Consider the following 18,692-nt stretch of genomic DNA (forward strand, 5'->3'; position numbering starts at 1 on the left):
GAGCGGCCCACCAGTCGAATCGCTGCCCCTGGCCGGGGCTGCTCGTCTGCTGCTGTGGCACTGCTGCTCCTGGACCGAGGGATGTGCTGACCGAACCATGATGGAGGCCTACAAACCCCGCCAACTCCCATTGCAGATACGTTCACTCGATGAGGTGATCGATGATCCGACAGACACTCATGCGACTACTGCTGCGTACCGGTGATTCCGTGTCGGAACGCGTATGCGACCGCCTGCGCCCGGTCCCGGACGGCGGTCTTGGCGAAGAGGTTGTTGATGTGGGTCTTCACCGTGGCCGGGCTGACGAACAGCCGCCGGGCGATCTCGGTGTTGGAGAGCCCTTCGGCGATCAGCGCCAGCACCTCGGCCTCGCGGGCGGTCAGCCCGTCCGGCAGCACGCCCGAGGGCGCCGCCGGGAAGCCCGCCGCGCGCCCCGGGGAAGGTGTGGGTCCGACCGTGGGAGCCGCGTCCGCCAGCCGCTCAAGCAGCCGCAGCTGCACCTGCGGTGAGAGCCCGGCCGCGCCCGAGCGGACGTCCGCGATGGCCCGGGCGATCTCCTCGCCGCTCGCGTCCTTGGTCAGGTAGCCGCGCGCCCCGGCCCGCAACGCCGGGAACAGCGAATCGTCGTCGGCGTAGGTGGTGAGGACGACCACCTCGGTCTCCGGGTGGGCGGTCCGGATCCGGCGGGTCGCCTCGACGCCGTCGCAGCGGGGCATCCGCAGATCCATCAGGACCACGTCCGGGTGGTGCCGTTCGACCAGGGCGACGGCCTCCTCGCCGTCGCCGGCGGCGCCGACCACCTCGATGCCCGGCAGCAGCCCGAGCAGCATGACGATGCCCTCGCGCACCACCGTCTGGTCGTCCGCGACCACCACACGGATCACGCTCACGCCGGAACCCGCAGCAGCACGCGCCATCCCCCCTCGTCAGGGCCCGCCAGCAGGGTGCCGCTGAGCAGTTCCGCGCGTTCGCGCATCCCCAGCAGACCGTACCCGCTGCCGCTGGCCGCCAGCTCGCCGGCGGCCCCGCCGCGCGCCGGGCGGGTGTTGTGCACCTCCAGCTCCACCTCCTCCGGCAGGTAGCGCAGTTCGACGGTGCAGCGTGCGCCGGTGGCGTGCTTGCGCACATTGGTCAGCGCCTCCTGTGCCGTACGCCGCACCGCGAGCCCCGCCTCGGCGGCCAGCGGGCGCGGCGTACCGGTGACCGAGAGACCGGCCCGCTCACGCCCCGTCAGCTCCACCAGGAACTCCCCGACCGGGGTGAACTCACCGCGCAGCGCGGAGAGCGCCTGCCGGGTCTCGGCCAGGCCGTCCTGTGCCATCCGCCGGGCGGCCACCACCCGTTCGCGGATCTGCTCCCGGTCGGTGCCGGCGTCCAGCATCAGCCGGGCCGCCTCCAGGTGGACGAGCTGCGCGGAGAGGCTGTGGGCCAGCACGTCGTGGATCTCCCGGGCGATCCTGGCCCGTTCGGCGAGCGCCACGCTCTCCGCTTCGGCGGCCCGGGCCGCCCGTTCCTGGGTGAGCAGCCGGCGGGCGGTGCCGCGCGCCTCGGTGTCGAGCCGCAGCAGGTAGCCGAGCACGCCGAGCCCCCCGATCGTGGCGCAGACGGCGAGCCAGCTCTCCCAACTGGCCGCCGTGTAGGAGCCGAACGCCGCCACGGCCGTGACCAGCGCGGCGACGATCGGCAGCCGGACCAGGGCGGTCACCGCGAGGCCGGCCCAGGTGAAGTCCGCCAGCACGTAGGCGTGCCCCCACTCGCCGAGCCAGGCGGAGCCGATCAGGGTGGCGGCCAGCACGAACGTGGGCCGCGCCCGCTGCTCCCGGCTGACCTTCAGGAAGGCGAACCACTGCGCCACGACGGCGACCAGCCCGGCGCTGACCGCGACCACGCCCCAACCGGCGTACGTCCCCCGGGAGTACGTCCCCCAGACCAGCGTGACGAACAGCACCGTCCGGCCCAGCACGGTGAGGGTCCGCCGCGCCGGGCTCTCCGCGTCCCGCTCCAGCCCTTCCCGGGAGGGCCAGCGGGTCCAGCTCCACCCGGGCACGGGCACTCCTCATGGCTCGACGGATCGGCGGCGGTCAGCCGGTCGTGGTGGCGCGGTACGAGGGCTCCAGGTTCCGCGCCCTCCAGTTCACCACGAGCGACCTGACCAGCAGCAGGACCGCCAGGCCGAGCAGCAGCGCGCTGCCGCTCTGGCGGACGTGCAGCGCCGAGCCGATCCCGAACAGGCCGAGCCGGATGGCGACCATGCCGGCCCAGGCCGCGACCGTGGCCTTGGTGCCCTGCGCCCAGAGCTCGCCGTCCTTGCCGTGCCAGAGCCGGACGGTCCAGCCCCAGACGGAGCCCATGGCCAGCACCACCAGCAGCGAGGCGACGAGCAGTGCGACGGCCGGGGCCGGGTGAGCGTGGTCGACCAGCTGCGGGTCACGCAGCGCGAGCGCGGCGAGGATCAGCGGCACGAGCCAGAAGCGGCGCTCGGTGTCCAGGCGCTGGGCGCGCATCTGGCGCTGAACCACCAGGACCATCACCGCGATGATCACGAGGATGTTGACGAGGCCGCTCATCGGTCTCTCCGTTCCGGCGGAAGGGGCTGGGCTGACCTCTCCGACGCTACGGATCCGGCGCCGTCCGCTGATCGGAGCCGGGGTGGACCAGGGGTGGACCAGAAAACGCGAGGGCCCTCCACCCACGGGTGGAGGGCCCTGCCGCGGAGGGGGCCGGCTGCTCAGGCGTCGATGCGCGAGCGGTCCAGGGTGGCCGCCGAGTCCACGATGAACTCCTTGCGCGGGGCGACGTCGTTGCCCATCAGCAGGTCGAAGATCTTCTCGGCCTGCTCGAGGTCGCCCAGGTTGATCCGGCGCAGCGTGCGGTGGCGCGGGTCCATGGTGGTCTCGGCCAGCTGGTCGGCGTCCATCTCACCGAGGCCCTTGTACCGCTGCACCGGGTCCTTCCACCGCAAGCCCTTGCGCTGGAAGTCCAGCAAGGTGGAGCGCAGCTCGGCGTCGGAGTAGGTGTAGTGGTACTTCTCCTGGCCGCGCTTGGGGTTGGTGAGCTCGATGCGGTGCAGCGGCGGCACGGCGGCGAAGATCCGGCCCTGTTCGACCATGGGGCGCATGTAGCGCTGAAAGAGCGTCAGCAGCAGGATGCGGATGTGCGAACCGTCGACGTCGGCGTCGGCCATGAAGATGACCCGGCCGTAGCGGGCCTGGTCGATGTCGAAGGTCCGGCCCGAACCGGCCCCTATCACCTGGATGATCGAGGCGCACTCGGCGTTCTTGAGCATGTCGCTCACCGACGCCTTCTGCACGTTGAGGATCTTGCCGCGGATCGGCAGCAGGGCCTGGAACTCGGAGTTGCGGGCCAGCTTGGCGGTGCCGAGCGCCGAGTCTCCCTCGACGATGAAGAGTTCGGTGCGGTCGACGTCGTCGCTGCGGCAGTCGGCGAGCTTGGCCGGCAGCGAGCTGGTCTCCAGCGCGGTCTTCCGGCGCTGGGCCTCCTTGTGCTGGCGGGCGGCGACCCGGGTGCGGGCGGCGGCGACGACCTTCTCCAGCACCGCCCTGGCCTGGACCTTCTCGTCCTTCTTGCCGGAGGTCAGGAAGGCCTTGAGCTCCTTGGCGACCACGGCGGCGACGATCCGGTTGGCCGCCGAGGTGCCCAGCACCTCCTTGGTCTGGCCCTCGAACTGCGGCTCGGCGAGCCGGACGGTGACCACCGCGGTGAGACCCTCGGTGGCGTCGTCCTTGGTGATGTCGTCCTCGGCGACGCGCAGCAGCTTGCCGGCGCGCAGCGCCTCGTTCACGGTCTTGGCGAGCGAGCGCTCGAAGCCGGTCACGTGGGTGCCGCCCTTGGGGGTGGCGATGATGTTGACGAAGGAACGCAGCGTGGTGTCGTAGCCGGCGCCCCAGCGCAGCGCGATGTCCACGCCGAGGTGCCGGGTGACCTCGGTGGGCGTCATGTGGCCGAGCTCGTCCAGGACGGGGACGGTCTCCTTGAAGGTGCCCTCGCCGCGCAGCCGCAGCACGTCGCAGACCGGCTTGTCGGGCGCGAGGAACTCGCAGAACTCGGCGATGCCGCCGTCGAAGCGGAAGGTCGACTCCTCGACCTTGTCGCTCTCGGTCAGCCGCTCGTCACGGACGACGATGGTCAGGCCGGGGACGAGGAAGGCCGTCTGCCGGGCCCTGCTGTGCAGGTGCTCCAGCGAGAGCTTGGCGTCCTTCAGGAAGATCTGCCGGTCGGCCCAGTAGCGGATCCGGGTGCCGGTGCGGGCCTTCGGGACCTTGCGGGCCTTGGTGAGGCCGTTGGCGGGCTCGAAGGGGGCGTCCGGGCTGGTCTCGGTGAAGATGCCGGGGGTGCCGCGGCGGAAGCTGATCGCGTGGGTGTGGCCGCCCCGGTCGACCTCGACGTCCAGGCGGGCGGAGAGCGCGTTGACGACGGAGGCGCCGACGCCGTGCAGACCGCCGGAGGCCGCGTACGAGCCGCCGCCGAACTTGCCGCCGGCGTGCAGCTTGGTCATCACGACCTCGACGCCGGAGAGGCCGGTCTTGGGCTCGACGTCCACCGGGATGCCGCGGCCGTTGTCGCGCACCTCCACCGAGGAGTCCTCGTGCAGAACGACGTCGATGCGGTCGCAGTGGCCGCCGAGCGCCTCGTCGACGGAGTTGTCGATGATCTCCCAGAGGCAGTGCATCAGGCCGCGGCTGTCGGTCGAGCCGATGTACATGCCGGGACGCTTGCGGACCGCCTCCAGGCCCTCCAGGACGAGCAGGTGCCGAGCGGTGTAGTTGGAACCGTCGTCGCCGGCCAGCAGTGCGGACGGCACGGTCGTTTCGGCACTCACGCGGCACTCTCCTCGGTGAAGTTCTGTCTCATCGGTCACATCCGAGCCGGCCATGTCCGACTCGGTCACATCCGGCTCGGTCAGATCCGGGGTGGCATCCGGCCGCAGCCGGATCGTCCGCCAGTGCAGCACACCGCACCGACAGTCGCTCCCCTGCGTGTGCACACCGCTCCGCCGAGTGCACAGCACGGCGATCCGGTCCCGCGCAGCTTGTACGCGCTGCGCGAACAAGCGCCGCACTGGACGTCGGACGCCGGGGCGCCATCTCCTCCCGGTACCACCGGTCCTGGCGGATCGTGGGGCCGGGCGCAGGCTCCGGAACTGCCGTTATGCAGGCTACCGGGGCCCGGGACGGGGCTTATGCTCCAACCCAGCAGAGGATTATGCTACGCGGACCTCGCACCCGGTCCCGATCGGGCGTTCGAGCCAGAGGCGGATCCTGGGATTCGGTACGCATGAACCACCGGCCCCCGGGGCACGTCCTCATCAACACAGCAGAATCCTCAAAGAAGAAAAGCCACGAGCGGGAACGTTTTCGGCCTGGTTGGATGTTGACCCTGGTACGACAGCTCGTCGAGCTAGAGAAGAGGCGACGTGACTACTGTTCTGACACCTGCGAGCCCGCTCACCGCGGCTGACCGCTGCGACCGCTGCGGCGCCCAGGCCTACCTGCGCGTCGTACTCGCCAGCGGCGGAGAGCTGCTCTTCTGTGCCCACCACGGCCGGAAGTTCGAGCCCGAGCTCAAGAAGATCGCCGTGGAGATACAGGACGAGAGCGGCCGTCTCAGCGGCACCACCACGGCCACGGCCAGCGACGAAGAGCGCTGAGTCCAGGCGCCACAGCAGCAATCAGCGACGAGCTATGTCCGGCCGCGCACAGCGCGCGACCGGCGAGCCGGGCGACAGGTCCCCTTCCGGGAACCGGTCGCCCGGCTCTGCTGTTCTCCGGCCATCGCTCCCGGGTGCGTCCCGCTCCCCGAAGAGCCCGCTCCCGGCACGGCCCGTTTCCGGCAACTCCCGTTTCCGGCAACTCCCGTTTCCGGTGACTCCCCCGGTCTCCTGCGACTCCTCCGGGCCGGCCGACGCCGCGTCAGAACGTGACGCGGCCGCTACAGTGCGGAGCGCACCGTGTCCGAGACCGCGCCCAGCCTGGTGTAGACGCCCGGGTGTGCCGCCTCGGCGCAGCCCGTTCCCCAGGAGACCAGCCCGGCCAGCCGGCCCGCGACGACCAGCGGGCCGCCGCTGTCCCCCTGGCAGGCATCCTTGGCGCCCTTCTCCTCCCCGGCACAGACCATGCCGCGGGCGTCGAACCGCCCGTCCGACCCGCCCGGGTAGGCCTGCGCGCAGGTCTGGTCCGGGATGATCGGCACATCGACACTGCGCAGCGTGGGTGAGTAACTACCCGTCCCGGTGGTGTCCCCCCAGCCGTAGACCTGCGCCCTGGTGCCCGGCCGGTACGGCTCGGTCTCGCCCTGGCCCACCAGGTCGATGACCGGCCGGGCACCCTGCGACTCGGTGAGCGTGAGCACCGCCACATCGTTCATGTTCGCGGCGAAGGCGTAGTCGGGGTGGATCCAGACCGACTGGACCGCCACTTCGCGGCCGGCGGAGCCGCGTAGATCGTCCCGGTCGACCACCACCTTGAGCCCGGGCCGGTCCACCCGCCGGCCCTTGGACTCGTCGTAGAAGCAGTGCGCCGCCGTCACCACCTTGGTCGGGGTGACCAGCGCGCCCCCGCAGAACTGCCCGGACCGGCCGTTGCCGAACTGCTGGCGGCTGGCGAGCGCCACCATCCACGGGTGGTCGCCGGTGCTCGAACCGGCCCCGCCGACGATCCTGCCCTGTGCCCGGGCGGGGGCGGCCGCCGGGCCGAGCGCGATCAGTGGCGCGGGCAGCGCCGCGATCAGGGCCAGCACGGCGGCCCGGTGGCGGCGTGCCGGCCGGGCGGCCGGGCATGCCGGTGTCGGGGCGGCGGTCGGCAGATCCGCGCGGTCCGGGTTGGGCAGCACCGTGTCTCCAGTTGGCTCGGCAGCAGGCAACCGGCACAGCGTAGGTGATCGACTACTCCCTGCGACCACTTCCCGCGGTGCCGCCACCCGGACGAGCGACAACGGCCACCCGGACGCTGACGCACCCGGCCCCGGACCCGCGAAAAGGCCCCGCGGACGTGCGACGAGGCCCGGCGGGGAGGGGCGGTGTCGCACGGACATGCGACGGCAGCCGGGCAGGCATGCGAAGAGGCCCGGAGCGGTGTGCTCCGGGCCTCTTCGCAGGGCTACCGCCCTACATGGTCCTGCCGATCAGTCCAGGTAGTCGCGCAGCACCTGGGAGCGCGACGGGTGGCGCAGCTTCGACATGGTCTTGGACTCGATCTGGCGGATGCGCTCACGGGTGACCCCGTACACCTTGCCGATCTCGTCCAGCGTCTTCGGCTGACCGTCCGTCAGGCCGAAGCGCATCGAGACCACGCCCGCCTCGCGCTCGGACAGGGTGTCCAGCACCGAGTGCAGCTGCTCCTGGAGCAAGGTGAAGGAGACCGCGTCGGCCGGGACGACCGCCTCGGAGTCCTCGATCAGGTCACCGAACTCACTGTCGCCGTCCTCACCCAGCGGGGTGTGCAGCGAAATGGGCTCGCGGCCGTACTTCTGGACCTCGATGACCTTCTCCGGGGTCATGTCGAGCTCCTTGGCCAGCTCCTCCGGGGTGGGCTCGCGGCCCAGGTCCTGGAGCATCTGGCGCTGGACGCGGGCCAGCTTGTTGATGACCTCGACCATGTGCACCGGGATACGGATGGTGCGGGCCTGGTCGGCCATCGCGCGGGTGATCGCCTGGCGGATCCACCACGTGGCGTAGGTGGAGAACTTGTAGCCCTTGGTGTAGTCGAACTTCTCGACCGCACGGATCAGACCGAGGTTGCCCTCCTGGATCAGGTCCAGGAAGAGCATGCCGCGGCCGGTGTAGCGCTTGGCCAGCGAGACGACCAGTCGGAGGTTGGCCTCCAGCAGGTGGTTCTTGGCGCGGCGGCCGTCCTCGGCGATGATCTCCAGCTCGCGCTTGAGCTTGGGAGCCAGCTTGTCGGCGGCCGAGAGCTTGTCCTCGGCGAACAGGCCGGCCTCGATGCGCTTGGCGAGCTCGACCTCCTGCTCGGCATTGAGCAGCGGGACCTTGCCGATCTGCTTCAGGTAGTCCTTGACCGGGTCGGCGGTGGCACCGGCGACGGCGACCTGCTGGGCCGGGGCGTCGTCCTCGTCGTCGTCGGAGAGCACGAAGCCCTGCGACTCCTCCTCGGGCTCCGCCTCCTCGCCCGACTTGTCGCCGGGGAGGGCGACGTCCTCGAGCAGTTCCTCCTCGCCGACGATCTCCTCGTCGCCCTTGCCCGCCTTGGCGGACGCGGTCTTCTTGGCGGCGGTCTTCTTGGCCGGGGCGGCGGTCTTCTTGGCCGCGACCTTCTTGGCCGGGGCCGCCTTCTTCGCCGCGACCGCCTTCGCCTCGGCGACGACGGTGGTCGTCTCCTCGACGGTGATGTCGGCGGACACCGTGCTGACCGTGGCCGCGGCGGCCACGACGGCCGGAGCGGCGACGGGGGCACCGGGGGCGATGCGCACGGGCGGCTTGGTCGGGGCCGCCGGGGCAGCCGGGTTCCGGGTGGTGACCGCCTTGGTGGCAGTGCGCTTGGTGGGGCTCTTGGCCGCGACGCTCTTGCGCTTGGCGCCGGCCGGTTCGGCCGCGCTGACCATGAGATCCACCCCCTCCTCAATCAGAACCTGGTTGAGGCTGCGCATGACGTTCTTCCACTTGGTGACCGGGATCTGGTCCGCCTCGAACGCCTGGCGCACGTCGTCACCGGCGATCTGCCCCTGGGCCTTGCCCCGCTCGATGAGCGCCAGCAGAGCCGCGGACTCGGCGATCTCGGGGGGAAGTGAACGGGATGTGCTGGCCGACACGAACAACCTCTCGGACGATGAGTGGACTCGAACCCGTACCGGCCGCCCGAGCGGGCGGGGAAGGAAATCGCGCGTCAGGCACGCGGTGTCGATTCCGACCGACTCGGGCTTGAGGACTGGGTTTGCAGGACGGCAGCAGCGCCGCAGACCAACACAGCATTCTGACATGTTGGGGTATTCCGGAGCTGCTTCCGCTCTGGAGACATCGCTGCTACTCGTCAAGTGTTACGCATGGCCTTCGTGTCGCGGGTCACACCACTCGGCGCCCGCGGCCCGGGGCCGGCTTCCATCATCGCGCACTCGCGCCGAAGTCGGTTGGCATGGGCAGGACATATCGGCGTGGCGGGAGGCCGGGGGTCGAGGCGGACGGGTGAGCGGCCCAGCACACAAGGGCCCTCCGGCCGCGCCGTGGGGTGCAGCCGGAGGGCCATGGGTTCGCCGGGGTCGCTCGGTCGCCAGGTGGGCGGCTCAGTGCTCCCGGGGGGCCGGGACGGACGGCTCGATCTCCGGGTGGACGGTGAGCAGCGCCCGCATCGCGACCTCGCCCGCGGTGCCGTCACCGGTGCCGAGCGCGTCCACCAGCCGGGCGTGGAGGCTGACCGAGGCCTCCGAGGGACGCTCGCAGGCGGTGGCCGGACCACCGGACACCTGGAGCGCGCCGGAGACGATCCCGGAGAGATGCTCCAGCATCCGGTTGCCGGCCATCTGCAGGACGAGGGCGTGCAGCTCGGCGTCGGCCCGCGAGAACGTGGAGAGGTCGGCCTGGGCGGAGGCGTGGCCCATGATCTCGATCAGCTCGACCAGCCGCTGCTGGACGTCCTCCCGGCCGTGGCCGGCGGCCAGCCGGGCCGCCAGCGGCTCGATCGCCCAGCGGAGCTCGAACAGCTCCCGGCGTTGCTCGTCGCGCTGCGGCCCGAAGGCACGCCACTCGATGATGTCCGGGTCCAGCAGGTTCCAGTCACCGACCGGACGGACCCGGGTGCCGACGTTCGGCCGGGCGCTGACCAGGCCCTTGGCCTCCAGCACTCGCAGCGACTCGCGGACCACGGTGCGGGAGACCTCGAACCGCTGGCCGATCTCCTCGGGGACGAGCGGGCGGTCGGCGCCGAGGTCACCCGAGACGATCATCTGACCGAGCTGCTGCACCAGCTGGCCGTGCAGACCGCGGCCGCGACTGCTCGTGGTCTTGCGGCCGACCCGGGCCAGATCCGACTCGGCGCCCTCCCAGCGGGGCGCCGGCGGGATCGGCCGGTCGGCGTACGAGAAGCGGTCCAGGTCGCCGGAGCCGGGGATGGCGCCTTCGGCGGAACGGGCGGGGGTCATGGTGGGGTGCGCAAGGGTACTCACAGGTCCTTTGTCGGCGATCGGCGGGCACAGCTTGAGGATTCTCGTGAAAAGCACACGAAAGGGTGATCGACCGTGACTGGATAATTGACTTCTTATCAGGAAGAACCGCGCATTACGGTCACAGCTGGCCGATCTTGGCGGACCGTCATCGACGGCCGGGCCCCGGCGGGGCTCCCCGCAGGAGCCGGGGCCGTGGCTTCAGGGGCCTCAGAGAGCCCGGCGACGGGCCTGGACCAGAAGGGTCGCGAGCAGCAGCACCAGGGCGGGCGCCGCCACCGCCGCCAGCAGCACGGGATCGGTCAGCGCCGAACCGCCCGCCGCAACCCGGCGGTCCCCGCCGTACACCCATCCGTACGCCCACTCGATGCCGGACTGGAACGGCAGCAGCTCCGCCGCGCGGATCGGCCAGGCCGTCCCCGTCTGCCGCAGCAGCAACGCCACCCCGGACTCCAGCAGCGCCGGCAGCGCGCAGAGCAGCAGCACACCGGCCGCGGCACTGCGGGTCAGCGAGGCCGTCAGGACGCCCGTCCAGCCCGCCACGACGACCAGCCCGAGGAAGGCCAGCAGTGCCCCCGGCACCCCGTGGCCGGCCCCGAGCGCCGCCGGGGCGAGCAGGCCCGGGAGGTCTGCGAGCCCCGTCAGACCCGCCGAGGACAGCGCCACCGACACCCGGTCCGAGAGCGCGGCCGGGTCCGACCAGGCGGCCGCCGTCACCCCCGCGGGCAGCGCGAGGTGCACGGCCACCGCGTCGACCAGCAGGGTGGCCAGCGCCAGCAGCCCCGCGACCGGGCCGATCACCACCAGCTTGGCCAGCAGCAGCCGCACCCGCCGCAGGTACGACACCTGCGAAGCCGGCAGCCCCGGGTGGCGCACCTCATGCCCGTAGGAGAGGGCACCCAGCAATCCGGCACCGAGCGCCGCGAAGGGCAGCGGGATCAGTGGGACGGTCGCCGTCAGCAGCCGGACGCCCGCCGGGCCGGACAGCGGGCCGGACAGCGGACCGGTCGGCGTCTGGGCGGCCAGCACGGCGGCCACGACGGCGTCGCAGAGCAGCACCGCGGCGAGAAGCAACCAGGTGGAGCGAAGGCCGCGCAGCCGGCGCAGCTCGTAGGCCAGGGCACGCACGGTTCACTCGCTCCGGTGGTCGGGGGTGTGGGCGGACGCGGGGGTGGGGGTGGGGGCGAGGGTGGAGCTGTGGGCACTGCGGGTGGGGGCGGCCTCCGGATCCAGGCGGCCGAGGCGGATCGTGTCGGCGGTCACCAGGTCTCCGGCGGCGGCCTCCACGGACCGGTCGCGGGGTGCGGTGGCGGCCTGACCACCACCACCGGCGAACCGGACCAGAGCGCTGAGGCCGTCCCGGAAGAGACGGTCCACGGCGACGGTCGGGGAGGCCTCCGCAGGGTCGGCCGGGTCCGGCCCGGAGGGTGGGGCGGGCGGGGCCGGCCGTGTCGCTCGGGCGGCCGCCGCCGACAGCGCGGTCGCTGCGGAGGCGGAGAAGGAGCCGGAGGATTCGGCGGCGGCGGGAGCGGCTGGGGTGAAGGCGGCTGGGGCGGAGGAGGCGGCAGGGGCGGGCGAGGAGGGGAGCGCGAGGGCGGGGAGCGCGACGCCGCCCGGTGTCCCCGTGCTCGGCTGGGGCACGTGGGCGTGTCCGGCCCCGGCCTCCTCCGATGCCTGGGGCCGCTCCGGCTCCGGCCTCGCCGCCTCCTCGCTCGCCACCGGCATCGCCTGGGTGACCATCGCCTGGGCCGCCGCTTGCTCGTCGGCCGACCGACGGGCCTTCACCGGGCGGGTCCTGACCGGACGGGCCGGTACGGAGCCGGCCAGCCTCCGATCGGCCGGGGCCTGAGCGGCCGGTGCTTGCACCCCCGGTGCCTGCCCGCCCGGCTTCTGCCCGACGGGTGCCTGCCCCCCCGTTGCCTGCTCCCCCGGTGCCCGGTGGACCTGGAGGTGGCCGGAGCGGCCCGAGGCCACGGGCAGCGTGGCGCGGGGCGCCGGCTGCTCGACCACCCGGTCGGCGAGTTCGTGCAGCAGGATGCCGTGCTGGTAGGCGAGTTCGCCGATCTCGGTGCGCCCGATCCCCGCCACCGCGAGGCCCGCCCCGCCGTCGCGACGCACCTGCGCGCCCTGGCCGACCAGAAGATCGGCGAGCCGGGCCATCTGCGGCCCGCGTACGGCGACCTCCGGGCTGAGCCTGGTACGGCAGAACTCCGACACCGGCTGGTCGGCCACCATCCGGCCCTGGTCGAGCGTGATCACCCGGTCGGCGAGCCGGGCGGCCTCCTGCGGGGTCCGGGTGGTCACCAGAACCGTCCCGCCCGCCACACCGAACGAGCGCAGGAAGGAGTGGAACCACTCCACATTGCGCGGCGACAGGCCCTCGGTGGGCGCGTCGAGGATGAGGGTGCCGGGGTCTCCGAGCAGGGCGGTGGCGAGCGCCAGCCGACGGTGCATGCCGGGCGAGAAGGTGCGCAGCCGCTGCCCGCAGACGCTGGCGAGCCGGGTCTGCTCCAACAGCTCGTCGGCCCGCCGGGCCGGGACTCCGAGGGCCGCAGCCAGCATCCTGAGATGGCTCTGGGCCTTCCGGCCGGGGTGCCCGGCTACTGCACCCGCGGCCCCGCCCGGGCCGGGCAGCAGCACGCCGACCTCCCGCTCGGGGCGCCGCAGCCGGCGGTAGGTGCGGCCGTCGAAGAGTGTGACGCCCTGGCCGCGTTCGAGTTCGAGCATCAGCCGCAGCGCGGTGGACTTGCCCGCACCCTCGGGGCCGAGCAGCGCCGTCACCACGCCGGGACGGGCGTCGAAGGTCAGATCGAGCACCGCCGGTGGGCCGCCCCTGCGGTAGACCTTGGTCAGTCCGGTGATCTGGATCATCGCTGGCTGCTCCCATGCCCTCGGCCGACCTGCGTCCCTGCGCGACGCGGGGCCGTGCCCGCACGGCCCCGCGCCAGCACATTAGGGGCCCACCACGGAGATTCCGGGCATTACGGGAGCGGCACGGGCTCGCTGCCCGCACACCTCACCCGATCAGGGGACAATCCGATCCTGCGACGCCACCGGGCCGGGGCGAGCAGGGGTTGGGCAGGGACAGGGGCAAGGGTTGGGGCAGGCAGCAGGCGGGGCGGCGGCAGGCCGCGGACGTCGGCTCAGGACTCCGGCCGCAGCATCGGCGGGTTGAGCACGGTGGCCCCGCCCGCGGTGAACAGCTGCGCCGGACGACCGCCCTGACGCGTCGTCGTGCCCCCGGAGGGCAGCAGGAAGCCGGGGGTGCCGGTGACCTTGCGGTGGAAGTTCCGTGGGTCGAGGACCACACCCCACACGGCCTCGTAGACCCGGCGCAGCTCGCCGACGGTGAATTCGGGCGGGCAGAAGGCCGTGGCCAGTGAGGAGTATTCGATCTTGGATCGGGCGCGCTCGACCCCGTCGGCCAGGATCAGCCCGTGGTCGAAGGCGAGCGGGACTTCGTCGGCCGGGTTCTTTCCCAGCAGCTCGGTGACCGGGGCCCAGCGGGCGCTGCTGGCGTCGCCGCCGGCGCGCGGGGTCGGCAGGTCGGGCGCCAGGACCAGGTACGCGACACTGACCACCCGCATCCGGGGGTCGCGCTGGGGGTGGCCGTAGGTCGCGAGCTGTTCCAGGTGGGCGCCGGCCGTGCCGGGGCTCGCCGCTTCGTGGCCCGGGGCGGAGTAGGCACGCAGGCCGGTCTCCTCCGCCAGCTCCCGGGAGGCCGCCTCGGCCAGACCCTCGTCCGGGCGGACGAAGCCACCGGGCAGGGCCCAGTAGCCCTGGAAGGGGGGCTCGCCCCGTCGGACCAGCAGGGCACACAGCGCGTGGTCCCGCACCGTCAGCACCACCAGGTCAACCGTGACAGCGAACGGGGGGAAGGCCGACGGGTCATAACGCGACATGGCGACGATCATAGTCGTCTCTCTGACGATAAGCACAGGCCCGTGCACGGACTGTGCAGTGACGGTCCGGTGACCGCCCTGCCCGGAGCGCGCGCCCCGGGCCGAGGCCGTGGCAGGGTCCTTTCCCCCCGGGGGTGGGTCCCCGGGAAGGTCGGGCCTTCCCCGGGGGAAGGACCCTGGGGTGGGACCCGGGGGCGCGTCCTTGCCAGGGGTGGGCCGGGGCAGCTCTTTCCGGCAGCCCCCCGGGTGCCACCCGCGTGGCGGTGGCGGCGTCAGCGGGCGACCAGTTGCAGCTCCGCGGACGCCTCCTCCACCATCGCGACGCCGATCCGGCTCACCCGGACCGAGAAAGGCTCCCCGGCGACCCGCAGGCCGGTCAGCTGCAGCTCGCCGAGCGGCGCCGTGCTGGCCGGGCGGACCAGCACCCGCCCGCCCGGGACGTCGGGGCGGACCCCGGCGAGCGCGAACACCGCGTGCACCGCGCCGGCCGCCGAGACCGCCGCCGGGCGGCAGGCCGCCGGGTGCGGCACGGGCGGGCAGCCGAGCGCGCGCTGCTCCCCCGCGTACATCTCGGGCAGTCGCCCCTCGAAGTGGGCGGCGGCGCCGAGCAGGCCCTCCAGCAGGGCGCCGGCCTCGTTCTCGTGGCCCGCCTCGGCCAGCCCGGCGATCGCGAGGGCGGTCTCGTGGACCCGCACGGCTCCGCTGCGGTGGCCGAGCGGGTTGAACCGGGGCGACTTGGCGCTGAGCGTGCGCAGGCCCCAGCCGCTGTCCAGCTCGGGCGCGGCCAGGCGCTGGGCGAGCAGCCTGGTCTGCTCGCGCTCCAGCAGGCTCTCGTGCCGCCCGCCGTCTGCGGAGAGACCGGGGTCGAGGAGGTGGACGAAGGAGGAGGCGACCGCGGGCAGCGGCTGGCCGCCCGGCCCGAGGCCGAGGCCGGCCGCCGGGCGGCCGCCGGAGAGGTCGTCGATCCAGAACCGGTCGCGGAAGCGCCCGCGCAGCGCGGCCGCCCAGCCGCGCCACTCCTCGGCGCCGGGACGGCCGAAGGCCTCCAGCAGGTCGGCGCCGTGCAGGGCGGCGCGGTGCGCCTGGGCCTGGACCTCGGCCCGGGCCGCCACCGGGTGGGTTGCGCGGTCCTCCACCGGGCGGCTCAGATCGGTGACGAAGCCGTCGACCAAGCCGTCACGGAGTGCCCCGAGCGCACGCTCGGCGGCCGGGAGCAGCTCGGCGACCTCCTGCCGGGGCAGACCCCAGCGCCAGGCCTCGGCCAGCACGGTGACGAACAGCAGCGTCGCCTCCGTGGCGGTGCAGGCGGGCGGCAGCTCCGGTCCGCCGTGCCGGAGGGCGCCGGGCAGCAGCCCCTCGGGGCGACGTCCCGGCCCACCCTGACCGCCGCTCTGGCCGCCCGGCCCGTGCACAGGCCCTGCCGGGCCTGCCGCGGAGCCGAGCTGCTGACGGCGGGCCAGCGCCCGGAGGGTGCCGGCAGCCAGCCGGGTGCCCAGCGGGAGCATCAGCCGGGCCGCCCACAGCGCGTCGGCCGGGGCGAGCCCGAACCGCCAGGGCGCGCCGGAGGCCGGGTAGAGATCGGTGGGGCGGTCCGGGTCGGCGAACAGCAGGCCGCCGAGGGCGTCCAGGGAGCGCGGCACCAGCAGCTCGACCCGGGGGTCGTCGCTGCGGACCTCCGGCTCCGCCCAGGGCAACGGGACACCGGTGCCGCGCCCGCCCGGCGGGCGGGGGCCGGGGAGGGTGCTCTCCAGCTCGGTGCGGAGCTCGACCGACCAGCGGGCGCCGGGCTGCACCTCGAGGTCCCAGCGCAGTACGCCGGCGCCGGCCAGGACGGCGTGCGGCGACGGCTTGGCACTGACGACGGCACTGTGGGTGGGGCCGACCCAGCGCAGCCCGGCGGACTGCACCTGGCCGGGCAGATCCGGCGAGCGGTGCCCGGCGGCGATCTCGCCGACCGGGCCGAGGTCGGTGCCGAGCGCTATCTCCAGCGGGAGCCGGGCAGGCCGGCTACCGGTGTTCCGGACGGTGACGGTCTCGACCCCGTCGGCGTGCCGCAGCCGCTCGACGGTGAGCGCCGGGTCGGGGTCGGGGTCCCCGGGAATCCGGACGGCACCGAGGAAGCGAGCCTGAGCCGCCGTGGTCGAGGTGCCCTGGAGGGGCAGTGGCTCCATGCCGCCGAGCCGCAGCTCCATCCGGGCCAGCACCCGGACGCCGGAGCGGTAGAAGCCGTGGAGACCGTGGCCGCGCAGCTGCCCGTCCGGGCCGGAGGCAGCCATCGCGGGCGCGTTGACGCAGAGCACCGCGTGGTGGACGGCGGCAGGCTGCGGGCGCGGCGGTGCCGCGGACCGTGCCTGGCCGGCGGGGGCGCCTCCGGGGACCTGGTCGGGACGGCCGACCGGTCTCGGCGCGCCGACCACGCTCTCGGCCGGCATGGCCTGTGGCGGCCTCGCCTGTGGTGGCCTCATGGCGGTCACCGGACTCTCCTCCCCTCGGCGGTCCGGTGGCCGGTCAGGCCGGTGGGCCGCGAGCATGCTCGATCGCGTGCTGATGGTGCCTTGGCCGGCGGAGGTTCCCGTCGGCGTCCGTGCCGTGTCTGGCCGTACCCGGCGCCGGGTCGTGCCATGCGACGCGCGGTACCACTCCGGTACCGGCCCCGCCTCGCCCCGGGCACGCCGTTGTGCCCCGGGCGTCGTCGTGTCCGGCGTCCGGCCGTGCCCATGACGCCCTGTCCCGGCCGGTGCCCGGACCGGCCGTCACCGGGCGGCGGCAGCACGCCGTACGTCCGCGGGCACGTGTCCGCCTGGCTCGGCCGCCGTCGGCGCCCCGGCGGCCGTGGGCGCGCCGCGACTCCGTCCGCCTCCGGGGCCCGGAGGCCGTTCCGGCGCAGTGCCCCCGGGGTTGAACGCTGCCGACCGGTCGCAGGTAACGCCCGGCGCGCCGGTTCGGCCTGCCGGTCGGCACTGGCGGGCGGTCGTGCCACTGCCGTCGACGGAGCCCTGCCACCCCGTGCCGGTGTCGTTCCGGGCCGAACGCGCCCCCGCCGGGGTCGCCGGATGATCGCGCCCGGCACAACGGGCGGACGGCGCAGCAGGCGGGTGACCGGGGGCGGCAACCGCCGGACCGGTGCCCGACCGCCGCCAGGATACGGTGCGAGGGTCGCGGCGCCCGCACCGGCAACACCGTGGAGAGCGACGTGACCGCTGTGACCTGCACGTACCGAGGAGTTGTATGTCCACCGCCAGTCGGCTGCCCGGGATTGTCACGACCGACCACGTCTTCCAGCTGCCCCTCGACCACACCGCCCCACAGGGCGAGCAGATCGAGGTGTACGCCCGTGAGGTGGTGGCTCCGGGCCGCGAGAAGGACGACCTGCCCTGGCTGCTCTTTCTCCAGGGCGGGCCCGGTGGCAAGGCCGGACGCCCGCTCGGCCGTGACGGCTGGCTGGAGCGCGCCCTCGACGACTACCGAGTGCTCCTGCTCGACCAGCGCGGCACCGGGCGGTCCACGCCCGCGAACCGGCAGACCCTCGCCCGGCGCGGCGGCGCCCGGCAGCAGGCGGACTACCTGGCGCACTTCCGCGCGGACTCGATCGTCCGTGACGCCGAGCTGATCCGCCGCCGGCTGCTCGGCGACGACCGGCGTTGGAGCGTGCTCGGGCAGAGCTTCGGTGGCTTCTGCACCCTCACCTACCTCTCGATCGCACCCGAGGGTCTGCACGAGGCCTTCATCACCGGCGGCCTGGCCGGCCTGCACAGCTCGGCCGACGACGTCTACCGGGCGGCGTACCCCCGGGTCGTCCGCAAGAACGAGGGACACTACGCCCGCTTCCCGCAGGACGTCGAGGCGGTGCGGCGGATCGCCGCGCACCTGGCCGCCTCGCCTGCGCCCCTGCCCGGCGGCGGGCTGCTCACCGTCGAGGCGTTCCAGGCCCTCGGGATCGTGCTCGGCGGCGGCCATGGCTCCGGCAGCCTGCACTACCTGCTGGAGGAGGCGTGGGTGGAGGGCGCGGCCGGGCCCGAGCTGTCCGACACCTTCCTGGCCGAGGCGCAGGCGAAGCTCTCCTTCGCCGGGGGGCCGCTGTACGCCGTGCTGCACGAGTCGATCTACGGGCAGCGGTCGGTGGACCGGGCCGGGACGGCGTGGTCGGCCGAGCGCGTCCGCAAGGAGTTCCCGGAGTTCGACGCCCGGGCCGCCCTGGAGTCCGGGGAGCCGGTGCTGTTCACCGGGGAGATGATCTACCCCTGGATGTTCGACACCGATCCGGCGCTGCGGCCGCTCAAGGAGACCGCGGAGCTGCTCGCCGCCCGCCCCGACTGGGCCGACCTGTACGACCCGGCGCGGCTGGCCGTCAACGAGGTGCCGGTGGTCGCAGCGGTCTACCACGACGACATGTACGTCGACACCGCCCACTCGCTGGTGACCGCCCGCGCCGTGCGCGGCCTGCGGACGTGGATCACCAACGAGTGGGAGCACGACGGCCTGCGGATGAGCGGCGGCAAGGTGCTCGACCGCCTGCTCGCGATGGCCCACGGCGAGGCGTAGCCGGCCAAGGAGCGACAGGCCTGGGTGTACCGGCTCCGGACGCGGCGGACCGGGGTGCGGCCGGCCGCGGTGCGCTGCGCCTGGGCGCGGCCGGCCGAGCCGCACTAGTCTGAGGCGCAG

13 protein-coding genes are annotated in these 18,692 nt (G+C 73.6%); 2 read left to right on the plus strand and 11 right to left on the minus strand.

The window, feature by feature from the left end:
- Positions 1-185: 185 nt before the first annotated feature.
- The 4 genes from OG286_RS13430 to OG286_RS13445 all read right to left on the minus strand — a co-directional run bounded on the left by OG286_RS13430 (position 186) and on the right by OG286_RS13445 (position 4,840).
- On the minus strand, positions 186-917 hold the full coding sequence (locus tag OG286_RS13430; protein WP_396323754.1) for a response regulator: 732 nt from the start codon (positions 915-917) through the stop codon (positions 186-188).
- Entirely contained in the window at positions 887-2,047 is a 1,161-nt protein-coding gene (locus OG286_RS13435; protein ID WP_405365285.1) for a sensor histidine kinase, read from the minus strand. Before OG286_RS13435 ends, OG286_RS13430 begins: the two co-directional genes overlap by 31 nt.
- A gap of 34 nt (positions 2,048-2,081) precedes the next feature.
- Positions 2,082-2,567, minus strand: a complete 486-nt coding sequence (locus OG286_RS13440; RefSeq protein ID WP_396323756.1) for a DUF1453 domain-containing protein — start codon at positions 2,565-2,567, stop codon at positions 2,082-2,084.
- 161 nt (positions 2,568-2,728) lie between these two features.
- The gene (locus OG286_RS13445; protein WP_396323757.1) at positions 2,729-4,840 is read right to left on the minus strand and encodes a type IIA DNA topoisomerase subunit B; all 2,112 of its coding nucleotides are present in this window, start codon (positions 4,838-4,840) and stop codon (positions 2,729-2,731) included.
- Between the two features lie 594 nt (positions 4,841-5,434).
- Here OG286_RS13445 and OG286_RS13450 point away from each other — a divergent pair.
- Positions 5,435-5,668 carry a hypothetical protein gene (locus tag OG286_RS13450; protein ID WP_396323758.1) on the plus strand — a complete coding sequence of 78 codons (234 nt, stop codon included), beginning with the start codon at positions 5,435-5,437 and terminating at the stop codon, positions 5,666-5,668.
- A gap of 281 nt (positions 5,669-5,949) precedes the next feature.
- On the opposite strand, the gene OG286_RS13455 is transcribed toward OG286_RS13450, so the two are convergent.
- The 7 genes from OG286_RS13455 to OG286_RS13485 all read right to left on the minus strand — a co-directional run bounded on the left by OG286_RS13455 (position 5,950) and on the right by OG286_RS13485 (position 16,495).
- The gene (locus tag OG286_RS13455) at positions 5,950-6,756 is read right to left on the minus strand and encodes a S1 family peptidase (protein ID WP_396323830.1); all 807 of its coding nucleotides are present in this window, start codon (positions 6,754-6,756) and stop codon (positions 5,950-5,952) included.
- Positions 6,757-7,140: 384 nt separating this feature from the next.
- Positions 7,141-8,790: an RNA polymerase sigma factor gene (locus OG286_RS13460; protein ID WP_396323759.1), complete on the minus strand. Its 1,650-nt coding sequence runs from the start codon at positions 8,788-8,790 to the stop codon at positions 7,141-7,143.
- A gap of 462 nt (positions 8,791-9,252) precedes the next feature.
- A complete protein-coding gene (locus OG286_RS13465) occupies positions 9,253-10,185 on the minus strand; it encodes a FadR/GntR family transcriptional regulator (RefSeq protein WP_396323760.1) in 933 nt (310 codons plus the stop codon).
- Between the two features lie 153 nt (positions 10,186-10,338).
- Complete coding sequence (locus OG286_RS13470) at positions 10,339-11,256, minus strand: hypothetical protein (protein ID WP_396323761.1); 918 nt, start codon at positions 11,254-11,256, stop codon at positions 10,339-10,341.
- 3 nt (positions 11,257-11,259) lie between these two features.
- On the minus strand, positions 11,260-12,999 hold the full coding sequence (locus tag OG286_RS13475; protein WP_396323762.1) for an ATP-binding cassette domain-containing protein: 1,740 nt from the start codon (positions 12,997-12,999) through the stop codon (positions 11,260-11,262).
- A gap of 272 nt (positions 13,000-13,271) precedes the next feature.
- Complete coding sequence (locus OG286_RS13480) at positions 13,272-14,030, minus strand: NUDIX domain-containing protein (protein WP_396323763.1); 759 nt, start codon at positions 14,028-14,030, stop codon at positions 13,272-13,274.
- 272 nt (positions 14,031-14,302) lie between these two features.
- Entirely contained in the window at positions 14,303-16,495 is a 2,193-nt protein-coding gene (locus OG286_RS13485) for a glycogen debranching N-terminal domain-containing protein (protein WP_396323831.1), read from the minus strand.
- A 763-nt stretch (positions 16,496-17,258) separates the two neighbouring features.
- Here OG286_RS13485 and OG286_RS13490 point away from each other — a divergent pair.
- Positions 17,259-18,572, plus strand: coding sequence for an alpha/beta fold hydrolase (locus OG286_RS13490; RefSeq protein WP_396323764.1), 1,314 nt, complete (start codon positions 17,259-17,261; stop codon positions 18,570-18,572).
- Positions 18,573-18,692 lie beyond the last annotated feature (120 nt).

Origin of the sequence: Kitasatospora sp. NBC_00039 (genome assembly GCF_045160625.1) — a bacterium.
Classification (GTDB): Bacteria; Actinomycetota; Actinomycetes; order Streptomycetales; family Streptomycetaceae; genus Kitasatospora.

Bases quoted from the DNA above. Each gene is read 5' to 3' on its own strand.
- OG286_RS13430 (WP_396323754.1), bottom strand. From the start codon at position 917: ATGGCGCGTGCTGCTGCGGGTTCCGGCGTGAGCGTGATCCGTGTGGTG.
- OG286_RS13440 (WP_396323756.1), bottom strand. From the start codon at position 2,567: ATGAGCGGCCTCGTCAACATCCTCGTGATCATCGCGGTGATGGTCCTG.
- OG286_RS13475 (WP_396323762.1), bottom strand. From the start codon at position 12,999: ATGATCCAGATCACCGGACTGACCAAGGTCTACCGCAGGGGCGGCCCA.
- OG286_RS13480 (WP_396323763.1), bottom strand. From the start codon at position 14,030: ATGTCGCGTTATGACCCGTCGGCCTTCCCCCCGTTCGCTGTCACGGTT.
- OG286_RS13490 (WP_396323764.1), top strand. From the start codon at position 17,259: ATGTCCACCGCCAGTCGGCTGCCCGGGATTGTCACGACCGACCACGTC.
- OG286_RS13485 (WP_396323831.1), bottom strand. From the start codon at position 16,495: ATGAGGCCACCACAGGCGAGGCCGCCACAGGCCATGCCGGCCGAGAGC.